The sequence below is a fragment of the Streptomyces sp. NPDC059398 genome, assembly GCF_042751845.1.
Classification (GTDB): domain Bacteria; phylum Actinomycetota; class Actinomycetes; order Streptomycetales; family Streptomycetaceae; genus Streptomyces.
In genome coordinates this window covers 1-24388 of the sequence record NZ_JBHYWP010000101.1, presented here as the reverse complement: position 1 = coordinate 24388, position 24388 = coordinate 1, and the positions used below count along the sequence as shown (strand labels likewise).

The 24388-nt window shown below is 71.6% G+C and carries 26 protein-coding genes; 11 read left to right on the top strand and 15 right to left on the bottom strand.

The genetic code is table 11. The annotated features are described in order from the left end of the window. Positions 1–70 precede the first annotated feature (70 nt). From ACFXBC_RS28580 to ACFXBC_RS28570, 3 genes are all read right to left on the bottom strand, one after another. Positions 71–676, bottom strand: coding sequence for a MarC family protein (locus ACFXBC_RS28580; RefSeq protein ID WP_385030592.1), 606 nt, complete (start codon positions 674–676; stop codon positions 71–73). 199 nt (positions 677–875) lie between these two features. Then, positions 876–1748 (bottom strand): PHP domain-containing protein, encoded by an 873-nt coding sequence (locus ACFXBC_RS28575; protein ID WP_385030589.1) that lies wholly within the window; start codon positions 1746–1748, stop codon positions 876–878. 204 nt (positions 1749–1952) lie between these two features. Further along, a complete protein-coding gene (locus ACFXBC_RS28570) occupies positions 1953–2588 on the bottom strand; it encodes a DUF6758 family protein (RefSeq protein ID WP_385030586.1) in 636 nt (211 codons plus the stop codon). A 180-nt stretch (positions 2589–2768) separates the two neighbouring features. Between ACFXBC_RS28570 and ACFXBC_RS28565 the strand changes: the two genes are divergently transcribed. Continuing rightward, positions 2769–4001 (top strand): MFS transporter, encoded by a 1233-nt coding sequence (locus ACFXBC_RS28565; protein WP_385030583.1) that lies wholly within the window; start codon positions 2769–2771, stop codon positions 3999–4001. Between the two features lie 68 nt (positions 4002–4069). On the opposite strand, the gene ACFXBC_RS28560 is transcribed toward ACFXBC_RS28565, so the two are convergent. Further along, a complete protein-coding gene (locus tag ACFXBC_RS28560) occupies positions 4070–4717 on the bottom strand; it encodes a suppressor of fused domain protein (protein ID WP_385030580.1) in 648 nt (215 codons plus the stop codon). Between the two features lie 433 nt (positions 4718–5150). On the opposite strand from ACFXBC_RS28560, the gene ACFXBC_RS28555 reads away from it, so the two are divergent. After that, the gene (locus tag ACFXBC_RS28555) at positions 5151–6266 is read left to right on the top strand and encodes a magnesium and cobalt transport protein CorA (RefSeq protein WP_385030578.1); all 1116 of its coding nucleotides are present in this window, start codon (positions 5151–5153) and stop codon (positions 6264–6266) included. Positions 6267–6390: 124 nt separating this feature from the next. Beyond that, positions 6391–6900, top strand: coding sequence for a hypothetical protein (locus ACFXBC_RS28550; protein WP_385030575.1), 510 nt, complete (start codon positions 6391–6393; stop codon positions 6898–6900). A 227-nt stretch (positions 6901–7127) separates the two neighbouring features. Here ACFXBC_RS28550 and ACFXBC_RS28545 read toward each other — a convergent pair whose 3' ends face one another. Beyond that, the gene (locus tag ACFXBC_RS28545) at positions 7128–7883 is read right to left on the bottom strand and encodes a hypothetical protein (RefSeq protein WP_385030573.1); all 756 of its coding nucleotides are present in this window, start codon (positions 7881–7883) and stop codon (positions 7128–7130) included. A 201-nt stretch (positions 7884–8084) separates the two neighbouring features. Between ACFXBC_RS28545 and ACFXBC_RS28540 the strand changes: the two genes are divergently transcribed. From ACFXBC_RS28540 to ACFXBC_RS28530, 3 genes are read left to right on the top strand one after another with little or no spacing between them, the layout of a single operon-like run. After that, on the top strand, positions 8085–9512 hold the full coding sequence (locus tag ACFXBC_RS28540) for a magnesium transporter MgtE N-terminal domain-containing protein (RefSeq protein ID WP_385030570.1): 1428 nt from the start codon (positions 8085–8087) through the stop codon (positions 9510–9512). Further along, positions 9502–10020: a DUF1003 domain-containing protein gene (locus ACFXBC_RS28535; RefSeq protein WP_385030567.1), complete on the top strand. Its 519-nt coding sequence runs from the start codon at positions 9502–9504 to the stop codon at positions 10018–10020. Before ACFXBC_RS28540 ends, ACFXBC_RS28535 begins: the two co-directional genes overlap by 11 nt. Positions 10021–10063: 43 nt before the next feature. Further along, positions 10064–11197 (top strand): Mrp/NBP35 family ATP-binding protein, encoded by a 1134-nt coding sequence (locus ACFXBC_RS28530; RefSeq protein WP_385030564.1) that lies wholly within the window; start codon positions 10064–10066, stop codon positions 11195–11197. Between the two features lie 67 nt (positions 11198–11264). Here the strand turns inward: ACFXBC_RS28530 and ACFXBC_RS28525 are convergent, their stop codons facing one another. The 5 genes from ACFXBC_RS28525 to sigE all read right to left on the bottom strand — a co-directional run bounded on the left by ACFXBC_RS28525 (position 11265) and on the right by sigE (position 16414). After that, positions 11265–11876 carry a hypothetical protein gene (locus ACFXBC_RS28525; RefSeq protein ID WP_385030561.1) on the bottom strand — a complete coding sequence of 204 codons (612 nt, stop codon included), beginning with the start codon at positions 11874–11876 and terminating at the stop codon, positions 11265–11267. 82 nt (positions 11877–11958) lie between these two features. Beyond that, positions 11959–12456 carry a sec-independent translocase gene (locus ACFXBC_RS28520; RefSeq protein ID WP_385030558.1) on the bottom strand — a complete coding sequence of 166 codons (498 nt, stop codon included), beginning with the start codon at positions 12454–12456 and terminating at the stop codon, positions 11959–11961. A 103-nt stretch (positions 12457–12559) separates the two neighbouring features. Then, complete coding sequence (locus tag ACFXBC_RS28515; protein WP_385030612.1) at positions 12560–13678, bottom strand: S1C family serine protease; 1119 nt, start codon at positions 13676–13678, stop codon at positions 12560–12562. A gap of 1024 nt (positions 13679–14702) precedes the next feature. After that, positions 14703–15644, bottom strand: a complete 942-nt coding sequence (locus tag ACFXBC_RS28510; RefSeq protein WP_385030555.1) for an anti-sigma factor family protein — start codon at positions 15642–15644, stop codon at positions 14703–14705. Then, positions 15641–16414 (bottom strand): RNA polymerase sigma factor SigE, encoded by a 774-nt coding sequence (gene sigE / locus ACFXBC_RS28505; protein ID WP_203600723.1) that lies wholly within the window; start codon positions 16412–16414, stop codon positions 15641–15643. The genes ACFXBC_RS28510 and sigE overlap by 4 nt, the downstream gene beginning before the upstream one ends. A 127-nt stretch (positions 16415–16541) precedes the next feature. On the opposite strand from sigE, the gene ACFXBC_RS28500 reads away from it, so the two are divergent. Continuing rightward, positions 16542–17207 carry an O-methyltransferase gene (locus ACFXBC_RS28500; RefSeq protein WP_385030552.1) on the top strand — a complete coding sequence of 222 codons (666 nt, stop codon included), beginning with the start codon at positions 16542–16544 and terminating at the stop codon, positions 17205–17207. Positions 17208–17312: 105 nt separating this feature from the next. On the opposite strand, the gene ACFXBC_RS28495 is transcribed toward ACFXBC_RS28500, so the two are convergent. Next, complete coding sequence (locus ACFXBC_RS28495) at positions 17313–17480, bottom strand: DUF3117 domain-containing protein (RefSeq protein WP_003966491.1); 168 nt, start codon at positions 17478–17480, stop codon at positions 17313–17315. 318 nt (positions 17481–17798) lie between these two features. On the opposite strand from ACFXBC_RS28495, the gene ACFXBC_RS28490 reads away from it, so the two are divergent. Beyond that, complete coding sequence (locus tag ACFXBC_RS28490; protein WP_385030549.1) at positions 17799–18599, top strand: enoyl-CoA hydratase/isomerase family protein; 801 nt, start codon at positions 17799–17801, stop codon at positions 18597–18599. A gap of 34 nt (positions 18600–18633) precedes the next feature. Here the strand turns inward: ACFXBC_RS28490 and ACFXBC_RS28485 are convergent, their stop codons facing one another. Continuing rightward, positions 18634–19245: a DNA-3-methyladenine glycosylase I gene (locus ACFXBC_RS28485; protein WP_385030546.1), complete on the bottom strand. Its 612-nt coding sequence runs from the start codon at positions 19243–19245 to the stop codon at positions 18634–18636. Then, complete coding sequence (locus ACFXBC_RS28480; RefSeq protein WP_385030544.1) at positions 19242–19571, bottom strand: DivIVA domain-containing protein; 330 nt, start codon at positions 19569–19571, stop codon at positions 19242–19244. The genes ACFXBC_RS28485 and ACFXBC_RS28480 overlap by 4 nt, the downstream gene beginning before the upstream one ends. Positions 19572–19711: 140 nt before the next feature. Between ACFXBC_RS28480 and folP the strand changes: the two genes are divergently transcribed. Then, the gene (folP, locus tag ACFXBC_RS28475; protein ID WP_385030541.1) at positions 19712–20572 is read left to right on the top strand and encodes a dihydropteroate synthase; all 861 of its coding nucleotides are present in this window, start codon (positions 19712–19714) and stop codon (positions 20570–20572) included. A 31-nt stretch (positions 20573–20603) separates the two neighbouring features. Here folP and ACFXBC_RS28470 read toward each other — a convergent pair whose 3' ends face one another. Next, positions 20604–21359, bottom strand: coding sequence for a TIGR00730 family Rossman fold protein (locus ACFXBC_RS28470; RefSeq protein WP_385030538.1), 756 nt, complete (start codon positions 21357–21359; stop codon positions 20604–20606). Between the two features lie 65 nt (positions 21360–21424). Next, on the bottom strand, positions 21425–22504 hold the full coding sequence (gene dapE / locus ACFXBC_RS28465) for a succinyl-diaminopimelate desuccinylase (protein WP_385030535.1): 1080 nt from the start codon (positions 22502–22504) through the stop codon (positions 21425–21427). Between the two features lie 39 nt (positions 22505–22543). Between dapE and ACFXBC_RS28460 the strand changes: the two genes are divergently transcribed. Next, positions 22544–23488, top strand: a complete 945-nt coding sequence (locus ACFXBC_RS28460; RefSeq protein ID WP_385030532.1) for a hypothetical protein — start codon at positions 22544–22546, stop codon at positions 23486–23488. Between the two features lie 367 nt (positions 23489–23855). Then, entirely contained in the window at positions 23856–24272 is a 417-nt protein-coding gene (locus tag ACFXBC_RS28455) for an ATP-binding protein (protein WP_385030529.1), read from the top strand. Positions 24273–24388 lie beyond the last annotated feature (116 nt).

The following is a 24388-nucleotide window of genomic DNA, read 5'->3' as shown; positions in this document are numbered from 1 at the left end:
CCCGTGCAGATGCACGGGGGCGCTGTGCGTCCCGGCGGCCGGGGCGGCCCAGCAGCCGGGCCGGGTGCGCTCATCCGGCCTTGATGACCTGGGTGACGCCGTTGATGATCTGCTGCACGGCGATCGCGGACAGCATCATCCCGGCGAGCCGGGTCACCAGCACCACACCGCCGTCCTTGATCACCCTGATGATCAGCAGCGAGTACCGCATGGTCAGCCAGAGGACGACATGCATGGCGACGATGGCGGCCCACACGGACACCTGCTGGGTCGCGGTGGACGCGTGCTGCACCGCGAGGATCACCGAGACGATCGCACCGGGCCCCGCGAGCAGCGGCATACCCAGTGGCACCAGCGCCACATTGACGTCCTTCGTCTGCGTCGGCTCGTCGGTCTTGCCGGTGAGCAGGTCGAGCGCGATGAGCAGCAGGAGCAGCCCGCCGGCGATCATCAGCGCCGGTACGGAGACATGCAGGTAGTCCAGGATCTGCTGGCCCAGCAGACCGAAGACGGTGATCACCCCGAAGGCCACCGCCACCGCCTGTCCGGCCATCCGGCGCTGGACCTTGGCGGGGCGGCCCGCGGTGAGGGCGAGGAAGATCGGGGTGATCCCCGGGGGGTCCATGATCACGAAAAGCGTGACAAAGAGGGATCCGAAAACGGCGACGTCGAACACAGTGAGCCTTGCTTGCGTGGAGAGAGTGAGCGGGGGAAGCGGCGCCGGCGCGCGGAAGCGGCCCGGCGCCGGAGGGTGGCACCGCGGAGTGCGCGCGGAGCGCGGCACGGCGGCACACCGGAAGGCGGCGCAGTGGAGGAGGGGCGGGCGGCACCGGGCCCCGGACCCGTACGGGTCCGGCGTGGTCCGGGCGGAGGCCCTATACGGCGGGTCCGCCGGCGCCCGGCACCGGGAAGGCCCCGGTCGCGCGCCGGGTGATCTCGCCGTACACCTCGGGGTGGGTCGTACACGCTCCGAGCTGCACGGTCTTCCGGCTGCCGTGGTAGTCGCTGGAGCCCGTGACGAGCAGCCCCAGCTCACCGGCGAGCCCGCGCAGCCGGGCGCGGGTGGGCTCGTCGTGGTCCATGTGATCGGCCTCGATGCCGTCGAGACCGCAGGCGGCCAGCTCCGCTATCGCGGACTCGGGCACCACCCTGCCCCGCTTGACGGCCCGCGGGTGGGCGATGACCGTGACGCCGCCTGCCTGCTTGACCAGCCGGATCGCGGTGAAGGGGTCGAGTTCGTGCTTCTCGGCGTACGCGCGTCCGCCGTCGGCCAGCCACTCGGCGGTGAAGGCATCGGACACGGTCTCGACGACACCCAGCTCGACCAGGGCGGTCGCGATGTGCGGACGGCCCAGGGATGCGTCCCCCGCGATGCGCTCCACCTGCTCCCAGGTGACCGGGACACCCAGCTCCTGGAGCTTGCGGACCATGGTGCGGGCCCGCGGGACGCGGTCGTCCCGTACGAGTTCGCGCTCGCGCAGCAGCTCCGGCTCCTCGGGGTCGAAGAGATACGCGAGCAGGTGCATACCGACCCCGTCGGCGCCACCGAAGCGGCAGGAGAGCTCGGCACCGGTGACCAGGGTCAGCCCGGCGGGCAGCGCCGCACGGGCTTCCGCGTGGCCGCGGGTGGAGTCGTGATCGGTGAGCGCGACGACGTCGAGTCCGGCGGCTGCCGCGTGACGCACCAGCTCGGCCGGGGTGTCCGTACCGTCCGATGCCGTGGAGTGGGTGTGCAGGTCGATGCGCACGACGCGGGACTCCGGAGCTCGGTGACGTAGGACGGTCCATCCACCAGGGGACGCTCAAGGGTAACCGGCATACGGAGCTGTCCTGGCCGGACCGGTCTCCGGGCGGCTCACCCCTCCGGTCCGCCGCGGGCGCCCCGCCGTCCGCCTCCGGTCCGCCGGGGGCGCACTGCCCGTCCGCCTCCGGTTCCGGCCCGGTGCCCGCCCTCAGCCCAGGATGCGCGGCGAGAGCGCGCCGCACGGCAGCAGTTCCACTTCCGTGCCGACCTCCCGCAGGTCGGTCAGGACCAGTTCGTCGTACATCAGCAGCCCCGACTGCTCGGGCCAGAGGATCGCCCACAGCCAGAGCCCGCGCGCCTCGCCTGCGAAGACCGCCCGGTCGGTGGGGGACTCGATGCGCCAGAGCGGAGTGGGACGGCCCGCGGCGAGCACCTTGGCCTGCGGGGGTTTGCCGGTGTCGATGTACCGGCCGGGGTCCGGGCCCTCGACACCCGCGTACCGCGCGCCGAGCCCGACACCCAGCTCCTCCGCCACCAGCAGCAGTTCCCCCGGGCCTTCCAGCGGGCCGGGGCCCGAGCAGGCGACGGCGGTGGCGCGGCCGCCGCTGCGGTCGTCGCCCGCGCTGACCACTCCGGTGAAGAGCCAGCCGACGGGGAGCGGCCACGGCATCCAGACGGGCACTCGCGCGCGGTGGGCGATCACCTCCAGCGCTTCGACGCTGGGCGGTATCGCCGGCTGCAGCGGATGGACCACGCCGTGCACGTCGCACTGCCACGCGTCGGCGAAGAGGCCGGGTGCCCTGACCCGGCCGCCGCACTTCGGGCAACTGGGTTCGCCCCTCATACCTCCCAACGGTCCTCCCCGGCCGTCACCACGTCAAGGACGATCACCCGTCCGCCGTGCACCCGTGCGGAAACTAGATGCATGTTGCACTCATTAGCCTCACTAACTTATTATGTGTATAACACAACGATCTGGCGCGGCGATCCGGCGCCACGATCCAACCGAGAGTGAGGGCGTCCCATGCCAGGAAAGGATCCGTTCGACGAAGGGGCCGGAAGCATCCTGCGCCAGCCGATGGCCGTCTGGGCCACGGCGGGAGCTTCGGTCGTGGCCTTCATGGGGATCGGGCTCGTCGACCCGATCCTGCCGTCCATCGCCAAGGGCCTGCAGGCGACCCCGAGCCAGGTCTCGCTGCTCTTCACCTCCTACTTCCTGATCACGGCCGTCGCGATGCTGGTCACCGGCTGGGTCTCCAGCCGGATCGGCGGCAAGAAGACCCTGTTGGCGGGTCTCGCCCTGGTCGTGGTCTTCGCCGCCCTCTCCGGCACATCGGGCTCTGTCGGCGAGCTGGTCGGCTTCCGGGCCGGCTGGGGCCTCGGCAACGCGCTCTTCGTCTCCACCGCACTCGCCGTCATCGTCGGCGCCGCGGCGGGCGGCAGCGCCGCGGCGATCCTGCTGTACGAATCCGCGCTCGGCCTCGGTATGGCCTGCGGGCCCCTGGTCGGCGCGCTGCTCGGCAACGCCAGCTGGCGCTACCCGTTCTTCGGCACCGCGGCCCTGATGGCCATCGGCTTCATCTGCATCTCGTTCCTGCTCAAGGAACAGCCCAAGCCGGCCAGGAAGACCTCCCTGCTCGACCCCATCAGGGCGCTCGGCCACGGCGGGCTCGCCTCGGTGGCGGGATCGGCCTTCTTCTACAACTACGCGTTCTTCACGGTGCTGGCCTTCACACCGTTCGTGCTGAACATGACGCCGTACAAGTCGGGGGCGGTCTTCTTCGGCTGGGGCCTGCTGCTCGCGGTGTTCTCCGTACTGGTGGCGCCCCGGCTCCAGAAGCGCTTCGGCACCCTCAAGGTGCTGGGTGTCTCCCTGGTGCTGCTCGCCGCCGACCTGGTGGTGCTCGGCTACGGCAGCCACTCGACGGCCATCGTCTGCACGATCCTGTCCGGTGCCTTCATCGGCCTCAACAACACCGTCTACACGGAGCTGGCGCTCGGCGTCTCGGACGCGCCGCGCCCGGTGGCGAGCGCGGGCTACAACTTCGTCCGCTGGTTCGCGGCGGCAGCCGCGCCCTTCCTCGCCCCGCACATCGAGGGCTGGACCGACATCCACATCCCCTTCGTGGTGGCCGCCGCCGCCGCGGTGCTCGGCGCGCTGGTCGTGTGGGTACGGCGCAGGGCGCTGACCCACGAGGCGGAGGAGCTGGAGCCGGCGCACGCCACGGAGGACGGCGTTTCGGTCTTCGTGAACTGAACGCGTCCCGCCACGTGAACCGGACCGGTCAGCCGGTCAGCCGGTCAGCCGGTCAGCCGGTCAGCCGGTCAGTCCAGCGGAACGGACCTGCGCAGCGGATCGCGCAGGTCCGTTCCGCGTGCCAGCCAGCGCTCCTGGAGCTCCCCGGCCCCGTGCACCCGCTTCCACGCCGCCTCGTTGTCCGTCATGGGCAGCAGCGGCAGGAAGCGGACCGGGTCCAGCGGCGCGTCCAGCTCCAGGTCCTCGACGAGTCCCCCGGGTTCGGCGACCAGGACCGAGCTGAACGGCGCGCCGCCCCACAGCGGTTCACCGAGGTCGAGCGAGGCCCCCGGGGCCACCACGAGCCCTTCCACCTGGGGCGAAGCGGCCAGTACGGCGAGTGGCCTGAGCACCTTGTCGGTGTCGGCGAGCCCGGCGCGTACCGAGAGCACCAGTTCCGCGCGCGGACCCTGCACCGGGTCGGCGAACGAGACCGACGGGGGCGCCGCGAAGCGGCTCGTCGAGGGGCGGTGGTCGGGTGAGGGGCCGGCCGGGTCGGCCATGGGGTACGCGGACATCCCGAGCGTGGCGTAGCGGACGACGGCCGGGTCCCCGGCGTCCACGAAGCGCAGCACCTCGATCCGGTCCGTGCCGAGGAATGTCACGGCCGCACGGGCGTCCGGCTCGCCCAGCGCTGAGCGCAGCCGGGCTTCGACCAGAGCGAGAACATCTGCCATGGGCCCGAGCATAGAACGCGTATCGAACAGGCAAAGTGGGGGCTTGACGCTTCAGCCGGCTGATAGTCTTGGCCGCTGGTCAGGGCAGCATCATTGTCCCCTACGGGGGACCGGCCGGAGGAGGTGGGACTGCGATGGATCGAGATCCGAGTCGACCGTGCAGTACAAGCCGCTCTTCCGTGCACTGTTCGTGTTCTCTGTGACCCGAGACCCTGCATACCCGGCCGCCACACCGGGAAACCTCCTGAGTCTCATGGTATTTCGCACGCCGGAAGAGCACCCCGCTTCTGTCTGATCCGTGTCTGTAGCGAACGCCGTCACGCGACGCCGCGGTTCCGCCCGCTTTGCGGACGTATGAGAGTTTCACCTCGATACGCCCCCATTCCGGGCAGTGCCACGCCCGCCGACGGCCTCTCCGTGAAGGAGCCCCGCCATGTCGATGATCCGTGACCTGCGCGCAGCGGTCCGTCCCTCCCTGCGCAAGAGCAGCTCCACGCACAGCAATTACGACCCCACCCGCGACCCGTCGGCCAGCAGCGCGGTCGTGGACTGCGCGGTCTACCGGGACGGCGTACGGGTGGCGGGCAAGAAGTGCCTGACGCCGCGTGAGGCACTGAAGCAGGCCCATGAGTCCGGCGGATTCACCTGGATCGGCCTCCATGAGCCGACCGAGGAGGAGTTCTCCGGTATCGCGGCCGAGTTCGGACTGCACCCGCTCGCGGTCGAGGACGCGGTGCACGCACACCAGCGGCCGAAGCTGGAGCGGTACGACGACACCCTCTTCACCGTCTTCAAGACCATCCACTACGTCGAGCACGCCGAACTCACCTCCACCAGCGAGGTGGTCGAGACCGGCGAGGTGATGTGCTTCACCGGACGGGACTTCGTCATCACCGTCCGGCACGGCGGCCAGGGCTCCCTGCGCGCGCTGCGCCACCGGCTCCAGGAGGACGCCGAACTGCTCGCCAAGGGCCCTTCGGCCGTGCTGCACGCCATCGCCGACCAGGTGGTCGACGGCTATCTGGCGGTCGCGTCCGCCGTGCAGGACGACATCGACGAGGTCGAGATCGATGTCTTCTCGGAGCCCGCGAAGGGCTCTTCGCGCGGCACCGACGCGGGCCGGATCTACCAGCTGAAGCGTGAGGTGCTGGAGTTCAAGCGGGCGGTCTCGCCGCTGCTGCGCCCGATGCAGCAGCTCAGCGAGCGCCCGATGCGGCTGGTCGACCCGGACATCCAGAAGTACTTCCGCGATGTCGCCGACCACCTGGCACGCGTCCAGGAGCAGGTGGTCGGCTTCGACGACCTGCTCAACTCGATCCTCCAGGCGAACCTGGCGCAGGCGACGGTCGCCCAGAACGAGGACATGCGCAAGATCACCGCGTGGGCGGCCATCATCGCCGTACCGACGATGATCACGGGCGTGTACGGCATGAACTTCGAGCACATGCCCGAACTCCGCTGGCGGTACGGCTACCCGATGGTGATGGTCGGGATCCTGGCCCTGTGTGTGGGCATCCACCGCACCCTGAAGCGGAACGGCTGGCTCTGAGCGGGCCGCCGCGGGCCCCCGGGAGCAACCACAGGTCCCGGAGGGCTTCGGCGGGTCCGCCGGGCCGGCCCGGGCTCCGGACCTGCCCCGCCTGCGGGCGCGGCGCGGCCCTTACCCTGGGCGCATGACACAGACCTTCCTGGAGCGGGCCCTCGTCGAGGAGGCCACCAAGAAGTCCGGCCTCATCTGGGTGCGGGGCACCGGCCCGGTGCGGGCGCTCTGGCATGTCTGGCACGACGGCGCCGCGCTGCTCGTCGGGGACGGCCCCGGGGAGCAGCCGCTGCCGGGGCTGGCCGACGGGGCTCCGGCCGAGGTCACGGTGCGCAGCAAGGACAAGGGCGGCAGGCTGGTCGCCTGGAGCGCGGTGACGGCTGAGCTCGCGCCCCGCTCGGATGCCTGGGAGGCCGCTGTCGCCGAGCTGAAGGGCAAGCGGCTGAACGCTCCGGACGGCGAGGCGATGGTGGAGCGCTGGGCGCGGGAATGCCGGGTGGTACGGCTCGTACCGCACGAGGCCCGTACGGAACTGCCCGACGGGTCGCTCGCCGCCGCTCCCCCCGCGACACCCGCGACGACCCGTCAGGAGATCCCGGCCGGCCTCCCGAAACTGCTCCTCCGACGCAAACGCCGCCGGTAACGGCGGCCCGGGAGCCCGCGTGGCTCCCGCCGACGCGGGCCCTCGGCGGAAGCGGCACGGTTCCCGCCGACGCGTCGCCCGGAACCAGTACGGGTCCCGCCGCGACGCCCCACCCGGACCGACGCCCCACCCGGACCGAGGCCCCGGTCAGCGCCGAAGACCCGGCCCGCACCGAGACACCGGGCCCGCGCCGAACCACCGATTCCGGCCGAACTCCCGCCCCCCGCTCACGACTTGGGCAGATCGCGCCCGTAGTCCACCGTGTCGCCCCTGCCCGGCGGCACCAGCGTGACGTCGCTGTTCCACTGCGTCAGCTGGACCGTGCCCGCGCCGCCCGCCCGTTCGAACCGGAGCGGATAGGGCTTTCCCTTCAGCGACACATCGAGGGTGCCGCCCTTGCCGCCGCCCCCGGTGACCCGGATCGCCGGGACGCCGCCCACCTTGGTCCGGTCGCCCTTGCCCAGCGTGCCCTGCAGCCCCAGCAGCCCGCCGAGCAGCGCGTGCATGTCGGTGAACCCGCGGAAGCGCTGGTACGCCGGGTCCCGCTGCGGCACCTTGACGTACTTGTCGTCGAGCTTGCCCGCCGCGTCGGCGCCGTTCTTGCCGTCGGTCTGCTTCCAGAAGCCGGCCCCGGCCTTCACATAGAGCGCGTCACCGATCCGCAGCAGCGTGAACGTACTGCTCTTCGAGGTGACGGAGCCGGTGCCGCCGTCCGTGTTGAGCCGCATGTCCAGCTGGTACGAGCCGCCCTTGCCGATCAGCGTGCCGGAGAGCGCCACCGCCCTGGCGCTGTCCGCCACGGTGCGCGCCTTCGACTCGATCTCCTTGGCGGAGAGCTTGCCGACGCCGTTGGTCCCCGCGTCCGGGTCGCCCGAGCAGGCCGCGAGCGACACCGCCAGAGCGGCGCAGAGCGCGCCCGCGAGTCCTGCCCTGCGGGCTCGGGCGGCCGGGGGAAATGCAGCCACGTACGCACTGCCTCTCATACGAGTGTCCTCACCAGGAGACCGCAGCGTACCTGTGCCGCCCGTGCGAACCGGCAGGAAGCCATCCGGACCCGCTGCCGGGGCGGCGCGGAAGGGGACGGGCTAACGTGAAGCCCGAAGAAGGCACCGCAGTGGCATGAAACGGGCACGGCGGTACGCCTCCAGGACCAGGGCACGGAGCGTACGAGGAGGAGGCGGCGGATGGCGGCAGGCGCCCCCCGGATCTTCGTCTCGCACCTCGCGGGGGTCTCCGTCTTCGACCCCAACGGCGACCAGGTGGGCCGGGTCCGCGACCTGGTCGCGATGTTGCGGGTCGGCAGCCGTCCGCCCCGGCTGCTCGGACTGGTCGTCGAGGTGGTCGGGCGCCGCCGGATCTTCCTGCCGATGACCCGGGTCACCGGTATCGAGTCGGGACAGGTCATCACCACCGGAGTGGTCAACGTCCGCCGCTTCGAACAGCGCCCCACCGAGCGGCTGGTCCTCGGTGAGCTGCTGGACCGGCGGGTGCGGCTGACCGGGACGGACGAGCAGGCGACCGTCCTGGACGTCTCCGTGCAGCAGCTCCCGGCCCGCCGGGACTGGGAGATCGACAAGGTCTTCGTACGGAAGGGGAAGGGCGGCGCGCTGCGGCGCAAGGGCGAGACGCTGACCGTCGAGTGGTCCGGGGTCACCGGTTTCTCCCTGGAGGAGGAGAGCCAGGGCGCGGAGAGCCTGGTCGCCACCTTCGAGGAACTGCGCCCGGCCGACCTCGCCAACGTGCTGCACCATCTGTCGCCCAAGCGCCGGGCCGAGGTGGCCGCCGCTCTCGACGACGACCGGCTCGCCGACGTACTGGAGGAGCTGCCCGGGGACGACCAGGTGGAGATCCTCGGCAAGCTCCAGGAGGAGCGCGCGGCCGACGTCCTGGAGGCGATGGACCCGGACGACGCCGCCGACCTGCTGAGCGAGCTGCCCGAGGAGGACAAGGAGCGGCTGCTGACGCTGATGCGGCCGGACGACGCGGCCGACGTACGGCGGCTGCTCTCGTACGAGGAGCGGACCGCGGGCGGTCTGATGACGACCGAGCCGATCGTGCTGCGCCCGGACGCGACGATCGCCGACGCGCTCGCCCGGATCCGCAAGGAGGACCTCTCCCCCGCCCTGGCCGCGCAGGTGTACGTGTGCAGGCCGCCGGACGAGACACCGACCGGGAAGTATCTGGGCGCCGTGCACTTCCAGCGGCTGCTGCGCGATCCGCCGTTCACCCTGGTCGGCGCGATCGTCGACAGCGACCTCCCGCCGCTGCCGCCGCAGGCCACGCTGCCGGTGCTGACCAGCTATCTCGCCGCGTACAACCTGCTGGCGGCGCCTGTCGTGGATGCGAGCGGCTCGCTGCTCGGGGTGGTCACCGTCGACGACGTACTCGACCACCTGCTGCCGAGCGACTGGCGCGAGACCGACTTCCACCAGGATTCCGGCGCGCCCGGTGGCCGGCAGCCGGACGACGACCGGCCGGCGGAGGACGACGGCCGCCCGCCGCTGGACGGCAGCGCGGGCCCGGACGACGGGCCCGGTCCGGCCGACGGCGCGGGCCCGGACGACGACGACCGCGACGACGACCGCCCAGCGGAGGCCGCCGATGACCGCTGAGCAGACGTCCAGGGGCCGTCTCGACCAGCCGCTCGCACCGCGGCGGCGCTGGCTTCCCGAGTACGACCCGGAGTCCTTCGGCCGCATGTCGGAGCGGGTCGCCCGGTTCCTGGGGACCGGGCGGTTCATCGTCTGGATGACGGTCGTGATCGTCATCTGGGTGGTGTGGAACACCTGGGCCCCGCACGCCCTGCGCTTCGACCCGTTCCCCTTCATCTTCCTGACCCTGGTGCTCTCGCTCCAGGCGTCGTACGCGGCCCCGCTGATCCTCCTCGCGCAGAACCGCCAGGACGACAGGGACCGGGTCAACCTGGAGCAGGACCGCAATCAGAACGAACGCTCCATCGCCGACACCGAGTACCTCACCCGGGAGATCGCCGCGCTCCGGATGGGTCTCGGCGAGGTGGCCACCCGTGACTGGATCAGGTCTGAACTCCAGGACCTCGTCAGAGACCTGGCGGAACGGCCCCAGGTATTCCCGCGGGAAAGTGACGAAGCCGACCACTGACCGCTCTTTCCCGGGATATCGGTGGGCGCCGTACCATCGACGCATGGCTATGGAAGACGCGGTGCGTGAAGCACTGGCGACAGTGAACGACCCCGAGATCCACCGTCCGATCACCGAACTCGGCATGGTCAAATCGGTCGACATCGGAGCGGACGGGGCGGTCGCTGTCACGGTCTACCTCACCGTCTCCGGCTGCCCGATGCGCGAGACCATCACCACCAACGTCACCGACGCGGTCGCCCGCGTCGAAGGGGTGACGGCGGTCAGCGTCGAGCTGGACGTGATGAGCGACGAGCAGCGCAAGGAGCTGGCCGCCTCGCTGCGCGGCGGCACCGCGGAGCGCGAGGTCCCCTTCGCCAAGCCCGGCTCGCTGACCCGGGTGTACGCGGTCGCGTCCGGCAAGGGCGGCGTCGGCAAGTCGTCGGTCACGGTCAACCTGGCCGCCGCGCTCGCCGCCGACGGGCTGAAGGTCGGCGTGGTCGACGCGGACATCTACGGGCACAGCGTGCCGCGGATGCTCGGCGCGTACGGCAAGCCCACCCAGGTCGAGAACATGATCATGCCGCCATCCGCGAACGGCGTGAAGGTCATCTCGATCGGTATGTTCACGCCGGGCAACGCCCCGGTGGTGTGGCGCGGCCCGATGCTGCACCGCGCGCTCCAGCAGTTCCTGGCGGATGTCTTCTGGGGCGACCTCGATGTGCTCCTGCTCGACCTGCCGCCGGGCACCGGGGACATCGCGATCTCGGTGGCGCAGCTCGTGCCGAACGCCGAGATCCTGGTGGTCACCACCCCGCAGCAGGCCGCCGCCGAGGTGGCCGAGCGGGCCGGCTCCATCGCCGTACAGACACACCAGAAGATCGTCGGGGTCGTCGAGAACATGTCGGGCCTGCCCTGCCCGCACTGCGACGAGATGGTCGACGTCTTCGGTACGGGCGGCGGGCAGAAGGTCGCCGAAGGTCTCACCAAGACCACCGGAGCGACCGTGCCGGTGCTGGGCTCCATCCCGATCGACGTACGGCTGCGCGAGGGCGGCGACGAGGGCAAGCCCGTCGTGCTGACCGACCCGGACTCCCCCGCGGGCACCGCGCTGCGCGCCATCGCGGGCAAGCTGAGCAGCCGTCAGCGGGGGCTCGCGGGCATGTCGCTCGGGGTCACTCCGCGCAACAAGTTCTAGGCGGCGGGCCCGCACAGGAGCCCGGGGGCGGTCGGCCCCCGGGCTCCTGTGCGATGCGGCCCGTGTGTCAGACGTACACGGTGATGTCCTTGGCCACGGCGAATCCCAGCCCGTACGCGCTCATCCCGCGCCCGTAGGCCCCCAGGTGGACACCGGTCTCGGTGGCACCGGCCAGCACCCAGCCGAACTCCGTCTCGCGGTACGAGAAGGACGTCGGCACCCCGTCGACCGGCAGGGTCAGCTCCGACCACTCCGGGCCCGACAGGTCGTCGGCCAGCTCGAAAGCGGCCTCGGTCTGCTGGTCGACCCAGTCGTCGCGCAGAGCGTGGTCGAGCTGCGCGGGCCAGGTGCAGGCCAGCAGTCCCGAACCGGCGAGCCAGGCCGCCGATGAGACCGTGGTGGCCTCCAGTACACCCGTACCGTCCCCGCTGCGCCGCACCGGGCTGGACGCGATGGTCACCACGGCGGCGAAGTGGTCCTTCTCCGGTTGCGCGTCGGGTCTCACGGCGGGCTCGTCACCGTGTCCCAGCGAGCCGTGCTGGACCGTACCGTCCGCCGCGACGCCCACCTGCATCAGGCGCCGTGTGCCGGTGAACGCCTCGTCCAGCCCGTACCACGAAAACGGCGCCCTCAGATAGTCGTCGACCGCGTGGGCCCCTGTCCGACTCGTCGTCTCCATGTGCCGGCCGCCTCCTCGCTCCTCAGCGTCCGAAGCGGCCCACCCCCACGGGCGCCCTCACTGCCGGACAGAGGGAGAATACTCAGGTGGCGTCGGCGTCGAACGGCGGCCGCTCGTCGGTGTCGACCGTCACACTCTTCTTCTGCAGGTCAGGGCCGCTCTTCTTCAGCAGGTCAGGACCTGTCGATGAGCCATTGGCGCTACTCGGGGCGATCTCGGCCGCGGCCTCCGTGTCACTGTCGTCGACGACGGACCTGCCGTTCACCACGTCGGTGATCTCGGAGATCTCCTTCTTCAGGTCGAAGCTGCTGCGGATCTCCTTGAGACCCAGCTCGTCGCTGCCGTCCATGAGCTGCTTGCGCACGAAGGTCTTCGGGTTCAGGTCCTCGAACTCGAAGTCCTTGAACTCCGGGCCGAGTTCGGTACGGATGTCCTCCTTGGCGCTCTCGGAGAACTCCCGGATCTTCCGGATCGTGCGGGTGACGTCCTGGATGACCTTCGGCAGCTTGTCCGGGCCGAACACCATCACGGCGAGCACCACGAGCGTCACGATCTCAAGGGGGCCTACGTCATTGAACACTTTTTGCTCCTGGTGTTCTCCGCGGCCCGCAGGTCGGGGTGTGGTCCGGGCCCCGACCACGGTACCCGGCGAAGCTGCCCGGACGGTACCTTCCCCCGGTCTTTCATGTGCCGCCGGCCGATCCAAGAGTCAAGGTCACAGGCCGGTCGCGGCCCTTCCGGCGGACCGTGAGGGCCAGTCTGTCGCCCGGCTGGTGCGCGCGGATCCGGACGATCAGCTCCTGGGCGCTGTGCACCGGTTCACCGTCCACACCTGTGACGATGTCCCCCGGCTCGATCCGCGCACCGGCTCCGGCTCCCCCCGGCGCCACCGCCGGACCGCCGTCGGTCGCCCGGTCGGCCACCCGGGCGCCGTCACCCGCGTACTTCATGTCGAGTGTGACACCGATCACGGGATGGACGGCCCTGCCGTTGTTGATGAGCTCCTCGGCTACGCGCTTCGCCTGGTTGATGGGGATGGCGAAGCCGAGGCCGATCGAGCCGCCCTGGCTCTCCTGGCCGTCCTGGCCGCCCTGGCCGCCCTCGGAGTCCGAGCTGTTGCCGGCGGCTCGGATGGCGCTGTTGACGCCGATGACCCGGGCCTTGGAGTCGACCAGCGGGCCGCCCGAATTGCCCGGGTTGATCGGGGCGTCGGTCTGGAGCGCGTCGACATAGCTGACGTCGCTGCCGTCGCCCTCCCCGCCGCTCGACGTGCCGCTCGATGTGATCGGGCGGTCCTTGGCGCTGATGATGCCGGAGGTCACCGTGTTGGCGAGGTCGAAGGGGGCGCCGATGGCCACGACCGGGTCGCCGACCCGCACATTGTCGGAGTTGCCCAGCGGCAGCGGGGTGAGCCCGGAGACTCCGGTGACCTTGACGACGGCCAGGTCGTAGCCCCTGTCCCGGCCGACGACCCGGGCCCTGGCGCTCTCACCGCCGCTGAACGTGACGGTGATCTCACCAGCGGATCCGGCCGGTTGGACTACGTGGTTGTTGGTGAGGATGTGCCCCTCGCGGTCGAGGACGAAGCCGGTGCCGGTGCCCGCCTCTTCGCTCCCCCTGACATGCAGGGTGACCACCCCGGGCAGCGCGCTCGCGGCGATACCGGCCGTGGTGCCGGGCGCACGGGCGGGGCTCTCCGGGCCGGCCTGCGAGAGCCGGACGCCCGACAGTGAACCGTTCAGCTCGACGTACGCGCCGATGCCGCCGCCGACGGCCCCGGCGACCAGCGCGGCCACCACCATGGCCACGACCGCTCCCCGGCGACGCCTCTTCTGCCCGCCGGGCTTCTCCCCGCCGGGCTCCCCGCTGGGGGGCGGGGGCGCTGACGGCGGAGCGCTCCACGGGTCGTAGCGGCTCCACTGCGGGGACTGCTGGAGTTGGTACGGGTACGGATACGGCAGCGGTTGGTGGTGCGGTTGGGGCTGGGGCTGGGGTGGAGCCGGCAGGTGTTGCTGGTGGTGCGGCTGAGGCTGGGGTGGAGCCGGCAGGTGTTGCTGGTGGTGCGGCTGCTGGGGCGGGAGAGGCTGGTGATGCCTGTGCGGTACGTGGCGTTGCGGTGGCTGCACGGCGCCCGTGTAGGCCGGTGGGACGTGGGTGCCTTCGGCGGGCGTGGGAGCGGGCAGCTGAACGGGCGGGGCGGGGGCCCAGGGGCCCGGACCGCCATAGGGCGGGGTGCCGTAGGGGTCGGGGTCGTGCAGGGGCCGGGACAGCCGCTCGGGGCGGGGCGCCGGACCGGGGTGGGACACCGGCTCCGGGTGAGACACCGGGTCAGGCAGTGGCCGGGACTGTGATCCGGGCCGAGGTGCCGCCTCGGGCAGCGGCCGGGACTGTGGCTGGGGCTGAGGCGCGGGTGCCGGTGCTCCTGCCGGTACTGGCTGGAGCGGAGGCAGCGGTTCGCGCAGGGACGGTACCCGCCCAGATATCGGCCCAGGCTCGGGATGATCCAGTACGGGACGGTCCGGTGCGGGGTGGCCCGGCGCGGGAAGGTCCGGCGAGGGACGGTCCGATGCGGGGCGGCCCGCCAAGGGAAGGTCCGGTGCGGGGCGGCCCGGCACGGGAAGGTCCGGCAAGGGACGGTCCGGTGCGAGGTGGTCCGGCATGGGGCTGTCCGGCGCGGGGCGGGCCGGTGTGCTCCACCATGCGGCGTCCGGCCCGGTGGGCTTCCCGTCGTCCATGCTCTCCCCGCACCTGCCCCATGCTCCGCATGCCCTGTGGCGGGCAGCCTTTCAGGGATTCAACCAGGTTTCCAGGGGCCGGAAGCCCCGCTCAGTGCTGGGCGGTGGCCGGAAGCCCCGAGGCTCCCGGTGCGGCGAGCGGGACCGGTGGCGGTGTGACACCCGGGCTCGGCTGCGCGGGCTCGGCGGGCGGGGTGGCGGCCGCCAGCGGGGGACGTACGGCGGAGGCGGAGAGCGAGGAGACGGTGACCAGGGGGGTCGTCAGCGAGTACAGCGGCTGACGGGCCGGGCGGGCGTCCGGCGCGGGCGACGCGTGGTGTCCGGCGAAGGCAGTGGGCAGAACCGGGGCCCGCCCGCCGTGGGCGAGCCGGGCGCCGTCGCCGGTGCGGCTGCGGTGCGGGTCCACGCCGACACCCACCGGGTCCGTGGCGCTCATCGGTGTCACGTTGTTCGGCGGGCCGTCCGTATGCGCGGGGGATTCGCCCGCGCCGTCGAACGGCAGCGTGCCGCCCAGCGCGATGGCGGCCAGCGAGACCGCGCTGGCGGCGGCGAACGCGAATCTCCGTCCGCGCCAGGCCGAGCGCTCCTGGTCGCTCCGGCCCACCGGGTGGATCCGGAAGCCGCTGTCCGGACCGCCGTCCGGAAGCGTGGTGGCGTGCGGCCCCGCGGGCACATAGCCGAAGGTGTCGACCCGGGGGTCGGAGGAACGGCCGCCGGACGCGCCCGCGGATCCGAAGATCTCGTCGGCGAAACGGCCGCCGAACGGTCCGCGCCGACCGGGATCGTCGCCCCCGGGCCCGGCGGGCAGACCCTGCAGACGGGCGAGCAGCCCTTCGGACGGCGGCGGGGGCGCGGTCTCGGCGAAGACGGTTTTCAGCCGGCGCTGCGCGTCGGCCTCGGTCTTGCACTTCGCACAGGTGGCCAGATGCGCGAGCACCCGCTCACGGGCGTCGTGCTTCAGCTCACCGTCGACCAGTGCGGCGAGCCGGTCCCCGAGGTGCTGCTCGGCCGGGGTCGGACTGGATCCACTCACGCGGTCCCATCCTCTCCGTCCAGGCCGGGTGCCACCCCGGCCAGCGCGCGCTGCTCGGCGCGGCGGGCCTCGGGCGAACGGTGCTTGAGGGCCTTGCGCAGGTGGGAGCGGCCACGGTGGATCCTGCTGCGCACCGTGCCGAGCTTGACGCCCAGGGTGGCGGCGATCTCCTCGTACGAGAGGCCCTCGATGTCACAGAGGACCACGGCGGCGCGGAACTCCGGGGCGAGGGTGTCCAGCGCCTGCTGGACGTCCGCGTCGAAGTGGGTGTCGTGGAAGACCTGCTGCGGCGACGGCTCACGGCTCGGCAGCCGCTCGGCGGCGTCGTCCCCGAGGGCATCGAAACGGATCCGCTGCTTGCGGCGGACCATGTCCAGGAAGAGGTTGGTGGTGATGCGGTGCAGCCAGCCCTCGAAGGTGCCCGGGGTGTACGTCGACAGCGAGCGGAAGACACGGACGAAGACTTCCTGGGTGAGGTCCTCGGCGTCGTGCTGGTTACCGGTCAGGCGGTAGGCGAGCCGGTAGACCCGGCCGCTGTGCGTGCTGACGATCTCCTCCCACGAGGGCGGCGTCCAGGTCTGCGCATCCGCGTCTGAGGCGAAAGTAGCGGTCTGTACGGAGTCAGCAGCGCTGGAGCTGTCAGCAATGTCGGTCACGGATTTCGGCTCACCCGCCGACCTGAGAAAGCGCCGCAGCACTCCTCCCCGATCCACAGGCGCAGCCGCACCTCCCCTGTCGGCTCTGGTGGTGTCCAGTGGAGCCCCTACCATAGCCACCTCGCCCGTTAGCTCCGGATAAGACTGATTGCCGGAATCCTCGTACATCCGCATCCCCCCTGCCCTCCTTCAACGCGCGGTCCCATCTGCGGGTTCCCGGGTGCAGCGGATACAGTCACGAGTGCGCCAACTACGGGGACAGGAGAGGGCCATTACCGCCAACCGGCAGACGAGCTGGGCCTTCGCCGACGCTTTTGTCGCCGAGGACGAAGCCCTGCGCTGGGCCCGCGACCGGGCCCGCGACTCCGGGCTGCCCTCGGTCTCGCCCGGCACCGGTGCGGCGCTGCGGCTGCTTGCCGCCACCACGGACGCCAAAGCGGTGGCCGAAATCGGTACCGGTACCGGCGTATCGGGCATCTATCTGCTCCAGGGCATGCGCCCCGACGGCGTGCTGACCACCGTCGACCCGGAGCCCGAGCGCCAGGGCTTCGCCCGTCAGGCGTTCCGCTCCGCCGGCTTCGCGGCGAACCGTTCGCGCTTCATCCCGGGCCGGGCACTCGACGTACTGCCGCGCCTCGCGGACGGCGGGTACGACCTGGTGTTCTGCGACGGCGACCGGCTGGAGTCGCTGGATGTGCTCGCCGAATCGTTGCGCCTGCTGCGGCCCGGTGGACTGGTCTGCTTCGAGGGGGTCTTCGCGGACGGCCGTACGGTCGACTCCGCCGCACAGCCCGCGGAAGTGCTGCACCTGCGTGACCTGCTGCGCACGGTGCGCGAGAGCCAGGGGCTGCTGCCCTCGCTCCTCCCGGTCGGCGACGGGCTGCTCTGCGCCGTACGCCTCGGCTGAACGACAGCCCGCACCCGGGCTGAACGACAGCCGCCCCGCACCCGGAACACCACTGCCCCGGCCGGAGCCGGGGCAGTGGTGGAAAGAACTGTGGGGGCGTCCGCGTCAGCCGACGACCTTCTTCAGCGCGTCGCCGAGTGCATCGGCCTCGTCCGGGGTCAGCTCGACAACGAGTCGTCCGCCGCCCTCTAGCGGAACGCGCATGACGATGCCCCGCCCCTCCTTGGTCACCTCGAGCGGGCCGTCGCCCGTCCGCGGCTTCATGGCCGCCATGCTCGTTCCCCTTCCTGAAACCAGCTCATCGCAGCCGACAACCCAGGTGTCACCGGCATCGAACATATTGCTTCCCAGCCATTATCCCGCATCCCAGGACCCGATGACCAACATCGGTCTGCATCGCTTGCGCAACGCACTTCCGCAAAACCACTCAATTCGGCGTTCCCCCTGCGATACTGCGCCGCCCCGTCCGTCATTCCCGGCCGGCATTGTTTGACGCAGGTCACATGTCCGCCGTCGATGATCTCCGCCATGCTGAGCTGCGTACGACGTATCAGCACCATCAGCAGCCGACACCCAGCAGTGGAGGGCCCCATGGCGGACACCGTGCTCTACGAGGTGACCGACGGACTCGCGACGGTCACCATCAACCGTCCCGACTCCATGAACGCGATGAACACCGAGGCGAAGGCGGCCCTGCGCGACGCGGTGCAGACCGCGGCCGCCGCTTCGGAGGTGCGCGCCGTACTGCTCACCGCCACCGGGCGCGCCTTCTGCGTCGGACAGGACCTCAAGGAGCACATCGCCTCGCTGACGGCCGACCGCGAGGCGGGCACCGGGCGCACCATGTCGACCGTGCGGGAGCACTACAACCCGATCGTGCGGGCCCTGACCGAGATGCCGAAGCCGGTCGTGGCCGGGATCAACGGCGTGGCAGCGGGAGCGGGCCTCGGGTTCGCGCTCGCCGCCGACTACCGGGTCGTGGCCGACACCGCGAAATTCACCACGTCCTTCGCGGGTGTCGCCCTCACCGCGGACTCGGGCGTCTCCTGGACGCTGCCCCGGCTGATCGGCCAGAGCCGCGCCGCCGATCTGCTGCTGTTCCCGCGCTCGTTCGGTGCCCAGGAGGCGTACGACCTCGGCATCGCCAACAAGCTGGTGCCGGAGGCGGAGCTGGCCGCGGAGGCGCTGGCGGTGGCCCGCGCGCTCGCCGCGGGCCCCACGGTCGCGTACGCCGCGATCAAGGAGTCCCTCGCCTACGGGGCGGGTCATCCGCTCCGGGATGCGCTGGAGAAGGAGGACGAACTCCAGACGCGCGCGGGTGCGTCGGACGACCATCTCATCGCGGTGGAGGCTTTCGTCGGCAAGACCCAGCCGCGCTATCTGGGGCGCTGAGGGACCACATCCCCGCCGGCCACACCCCCGCGGGTCAGCCCGCCGCCCCGGGACGGACGCCCGTGGGGGCCCGCCGGGCGAAGCAGTCCGCCAGGTGGTCGTCGACCAGGCCGCACGCCTGCATCAGGGCGTAGGCCGTGGTCGGGCCGGTGAAGCGCAGGCCGCGCCTCTTGAGTTCCCGGGCCATCGCGGTGGACTCCGGGGTGACGGCGGGGATGTCGGCGACGCTGCGGGGCGCCGGGCGGGCGGCCGGGTCGGGGGCGTACGACCAGAGCAGCGCGGTGAGGCTGCCCGGCTCCCAGCCCGCCAGCTCCCGGGCGTTGGCGAGGACCGCGTCGATCTTGGCGCGGTTGCGGATGATCCCGGGATCGGCGAGCAGCCGCTCCCGGTCGTCGTCGGTGAAGGCGGCCACATCGGCGATGGCGAAGCCGGCGAACGCCTTACGGAATCCGGCGCGGCGGCGCAGGATCGTGATCCAGGACAGCCCGGACTGGAACGCCTCAAGACAGAGCCGCTCGTACAGGGCGTCGTCGCCGTGGACCGGGCGGCCCCACTCGCCGTCGTGGTACTCGACGTAGTCCGCGGTCGACACCGCCCAGGGGCAGCGCAGCTTCCCGTCGGCCCCCGGGACCGCCTCCTGGCTCATCCCCGGGGGTCCTCGTCGTGGACTGCGGCGGCGCGCGCACCGGCGAGCGCCGCTTCCAGCTCGGCGATCCGGGCGTCGCGCTCGGCCAGTTCGGCGCCGAGCCTGCCCAGTACGTCGTCCACGTCGGCCATCCGGTAGCCGCGCGCCACCATGGGCAGCCGCAGCGCCTCGATGTCCGCGCGGCCGACCGGCCGGGCCGCGGGCAGCGGGTCGACGGGCAGTTCGGGGGACGCGTCGGACAGTGCGGCGCCGTCACCGCCGCCGATCACCGCGAGGGTGACCGCAGCGACCACCACGACCATCGCGATCAGCAAGAACCAGAACACGAGTGAGTCTCTCCCCGGATAGCGGAACCGTGCGGGTCCGATCGTGCCATGCGTTGCCGACCGTTAGGGTCTTCCGGTTGGAGCCCCGGGGTCGCAGGCGACCCGTCGGGTGGGGATCAGAGGGCGAGAGGAAGAGGCGGATGCTGCGGTTGGGACGGCGCGAGTTCGACGCGCACGAACCGGTGATCATGGCGATCGTGAACCGGACCCCGGACTCGTTCTACGACCAGGGGGCGACCTTCCGCGACGAGCCCGCGCTCTCCCGCGTGGAACAGGCGGTCTCCGAGGGTGCGGCCATCATCGACATCGGCGGGGTCAAGGCGGGCCCCGGCGAGCATGTGACGGCCGATGAGGAGGCGCGGCGCACGGTCGGTTTCGTCGCCGAGGTGCGGCGGCGCCACCCCGATGTGGTGATCAGCGTCGACACCTGGCGCCACGACGTCGGTGCCGCGGTGTGCGAGGCGGGCGCGGATGTGCTGAACGACGCGTGGGGCGGGGTCGATCCCGAACTGGCCGCGGTAGCGGCCCGGTTCGGCGCCGGTCTGGTCTGTACGCACGCGGGCGGCGCCGAACCGCGCACCCGGCCGCACCGGGTCACGTACGACGACGTCATGGACGACATCCTGCGGGTCACGGTCGGCCTCGCGGAGCGTGCGGTGGCGCTGGGCGTCAGGCCGGACGGCATCATGATCGACCCCGGCCACGACTTCGGGAAGAACACCCGGCACTCGCTGGAGGCGACCCGCAGACTGGGCGAGATGACCGCGACGGGGTGGCCGGTCCTCGTCTCCCTGTCCAACAAGGACTTCGTGGGCGAGACGCTCGACAAGCCGGTCAGGGAACGGCTGCTGGGGACGCTGGCCACGACGGCGGTCTCGGCGTGGCTGGGGGCCCAGGTCTACCGGGTGCACGAAGTGGCCGAGACCCGGCAGGTACTGGACATGGTGGCGGCGATCGCGGGCCACCGCGCTCCGGCGGTGGCCCGGCGGGGACTGGCCTAGGAGTTTCCGCTCGGAGCAGGCCGGGCGTGCGTCACAGCCCCGTCTCCTTGGTCACCAGCGCCACCGCCTCGTCCACGTCGTCCGTGACGTGGAAGAGCAGCAGATCGTGCTCCGACGCCTTGCCCTGCGCCACCACCGTGCCGCGCAGCCAGTCGACCAGGCCGCCCCAGTACTCCGTACCGAAGAGCACGATCGGGAACCGGGTCACCTTCCGGGTCTGCACCAGGGTCAGGGCCTCGAACAGCTCGTCCAGGGTGCCGAGGCCGCCCGGCAGGACCACGAAGCCCTGGGCGTACTTCACGAACATCGTCTTGCGGACGAAGAAGTAGCGGAAGTTGACGCCGATGTCGACGTGCTGGTTGAGCCCCTGCTCGAAGGGCAGCTCGATCCCGAGCCCGACCGAGACGCCGTTGGCCTCTCTGGCGCCCTTGTTGGCCGCCTCCATCGCACCGGGGCCGCCGCCGGTGATCACCGCGAAGCCCACGTCGACCAGGGCGCGGCCGATCCGTACCCCCGCCTCGTACTCCGGTGTGCCGGGCGCGGTGCGGGCCGACCCGAAGACGCTGATCGCGCTGGGCAGTTCGGCCAGTGCGCCGAAGCCCTCCACGAACTCCGACTGGATGCGCATGACCCGCCAGGGGTCGGTGTGCAGCCAGTCGGCCGGGCCCTTCTCCGTGGTGTCGAGCAGCCGCTGGTCGGTGGTGCCGGACTGGACCTGGTCCCGGCGGCGCACCACCGGGCCGAGCCGCTGTTCCTCCGGCGCCGGCGCTCCTTCAGGGTTGCCCATGTTGTGCTCCCTCCGCTGTACGTGTCCTCACAGCCTAGGTCGGCACAAGTGACGAATGAGGAAATTCAGGCCGTCAGCCAGGCGCGGAGCCGTTCCTCGGTGTGCGAGATCTTCGTGATGGCGACGCGCTCGTCCCGCTTGTGCGCGAGCAGCGGGTTTCCGGGACCGTAGTTCACCGCGGGAACACCGAGCGCGCTGAAGCGCGACACGTCCGTCCAGCCGAACTTCGGGCGGGCCTCGCCGCCGACCGCCGCCATGAACGCCGCGGCCGCGGGGTGCGAGAGGCCGGGCAGCGCGCCGCCGGTGTGGTCGTCGACGATGAACTCGTCGACGTCGCACTCCGCGAAGAACTCCTTGACGTACGCCAGGGCCTGTTCCTCGCTGCGGTCGGGCGCGTAACGGAAGTTGACCACCACGGTGCAGGCGTCCGGGATGACGTTGTTGGCGACGCCGCCCTCGATCCGTACGGCGTTGAGCCCCTCGTGGAACTCCAGTCCGTCGATCACCGGCCTGCGCGGCTCGTACGCGGCCAGCCTGGCCAGGATCGGCGCAGCGGAGTGGATCGCGTTGGACCCCATCCAGCTGCGCGCCGAGTGCGAGCGCTCGCCCTTGGTGCGCAGGATGACGCGGAGGGTGCCCTGGCAGCCGCCTTCGACATCGCCGTCGGAGGATTCGAGCAGGACCGCGAAGTCCGCAGCCAGCCAGTCGGGGTGCGCCTCGGCGATGTGCTTGAGGCCGTTGAGTTCGGCCGCGACCTCTTCGTTGTCGTAGAAGACGAAGGTGAGGTCCCGGTTGGGTTCGGGCACGGTCGCCGCGATCCGCAGCTGGACGGCCACGCCGGACTTCATGTCACAGCTGCCGCAGCCCCACAGGACGCCGTTCTCGTCGAGCCGGGACGGGACGTTGTCCGCGATCGGCACGGTGTCGAGGTGCCCGGCCAGCACGACCCGCTCGGCGCGGCCGAGGTGCGTCCTGGCGACGACGTTGTTGCCGAACCGGTCGACGGTCAGGTGCGGCAGCGCCCTCAGCGCCTCCTCGACCGCATCGGCGAGGGGCTTCTCGGTGCCGCTCACGGAGGGGAAGTCGACCAGTTGTGCGGTCAGGGCCGGGGCGTCGAGTGTGAGGTCAAGCGGGGTCTCTGACATGGCACAGACCCTAACCCGCGCTCCAGTACGGTGTGCCCTGTGTCCCAGCCCACTGCCGCGCCACGCCGCGGTCGTCTCTTCCGGATCGTGGCCGCCCTCGCCGTACTGCTGGCGCTGGCGGGCTATGTCCTGGTGCAGTACCTCAGCGGAGGCGGCAGCGGGCCGCGCTGCACGGCTCAGGGCGACGGCGGGAGCGGCTACCGGCTGAGTCCCGAGCAGGCCGTCAACGCGGCGACGATCTCCGCCGTGGGAACCTCGCGCGGGATGCCGGAGCGCGCGGTGACCATCGCGCTGGCGACCGCGCTCCAGGAGTCGGGGCTGCACAATCTCGACCATGGCGACAAGGACTCGCTGGGCCTCTTCCAGCAGCGGCCGTCGCAGGGCTGGGGAACGGCGAAGCAGATCATGGACCCGGTGTACTCGGCCGGGAAGTTCTACGAGCACCTCGTGAAGGTGCATGACTACACGCAGCTGCCGCTGACGGTCGCCGCCCAGGCCGTGCAGCGCAGCGCCTTCCCCGATGCGTACGCGAAGCACGAGCCGGACGCCACGCTGCTCGCGTCCGCGCTGACCGGCCGGGTGCCCGCCTCGTTCTCCTGCGCGGCGACCAAGAGCAGCCTGGTGGGCGATCCGGCCGCGGTGCGCGCCGCGCTGAAGCGGTCCTTCGGGCCCGGGGTGCTGCCCGCCGGGAAGCCCGCGCAGCCGTCGGAGGTGCTGCTGCCGGTCCGTTCCGCCAAGAAGCCGGCCGTCGGGACGCTCGGCACCGGGTCCGCGCAGCAGCGCGGCTGGGAGCTGGCGCACTGGGCGGTGGCCAACTCGGCCGCGCTCCACATCCAGCGGGTCTCCTTCGCGGGCCGGGAGTGGACAGCGGCGAACAACCACGCACCGTGGCACAGGACGGACACGGGCACCGGGCAGGCCGGTGCGAAGGGGCGGAGCGCGGGCGGGGGCGCCGCCGAAGTCCGCATCACAGTCACGGAGTAGGACCGGGAGCGCCCCGTACGGACAACCCGTACGGAGAACACGTACGGACAGCACTGTCACGTACGGACAACCCGTACGCATACGCGATCCGTCACCCGGAAGCAGTGAGCTCGGCCGGCCGTGAGCGCTTTTCGCGCCCGCTCGGGGGGTCCCGGTGATCGGTCCGGTGACCCTATGGGGGGCAAGGGAAGTGACGGTTCAGCAAGCTTTATGGCGTGCCATCGTTTGTCCGCTTTTATCCGAAACCGATAATGCGATGCATTGCAGACTCTTTACCTCGGTGCACCGCAACTTCCCCCTCCCCCCGAGCGGTTGTCACAGCGTCCGGACGCCGGACAGCCAAGTCCCCTCCCGCTCAAGGAGCACCATGTCCCTCTCCCTGCCCCGTCGGATCGCCCGTACCGCGCTGCTGATCGCGGCGGGCGCGGCCCCCGTGGTCGCCGCGGCCGGTGTCGCGAACGCCGCGGCGCTGCCGCAGACCCCGAACCTGGGCGGCGTGACCGCCCTCGACGGCGCCGGCCTGGGCAACTCCGTCGACAGTGCGGCCCGGACGACCACCGGCATGGCCGGTGACACCGGCAGCAAGGCCGTCAAGAAGACCGTCCCGGCCGCGGGCAAGACCGTCGGCGCCGTCGGCAAGACCGCGGCCCCGGCCGCCCAGAAGGCCGCGGGCGACACCGCGGGCAGCGCCGGCACCCTGGTGGGCGGCACCGCGCAGAGCGCGGGCGGCGGCCTGCCGTCCGCGGGCAAGCTGCCGGTCAAGGGCCTCCCGCTCGGCAAGTAGGAGCCGCCGGGCACCACGCCCAGGGCCCCGCGCCGGGGACAACACACGCGGCACGCCGCGCGGGGGGCCCCGCACCACCCACCCCCGCCCCGCACACCCCCCGCCACCACCCCCGC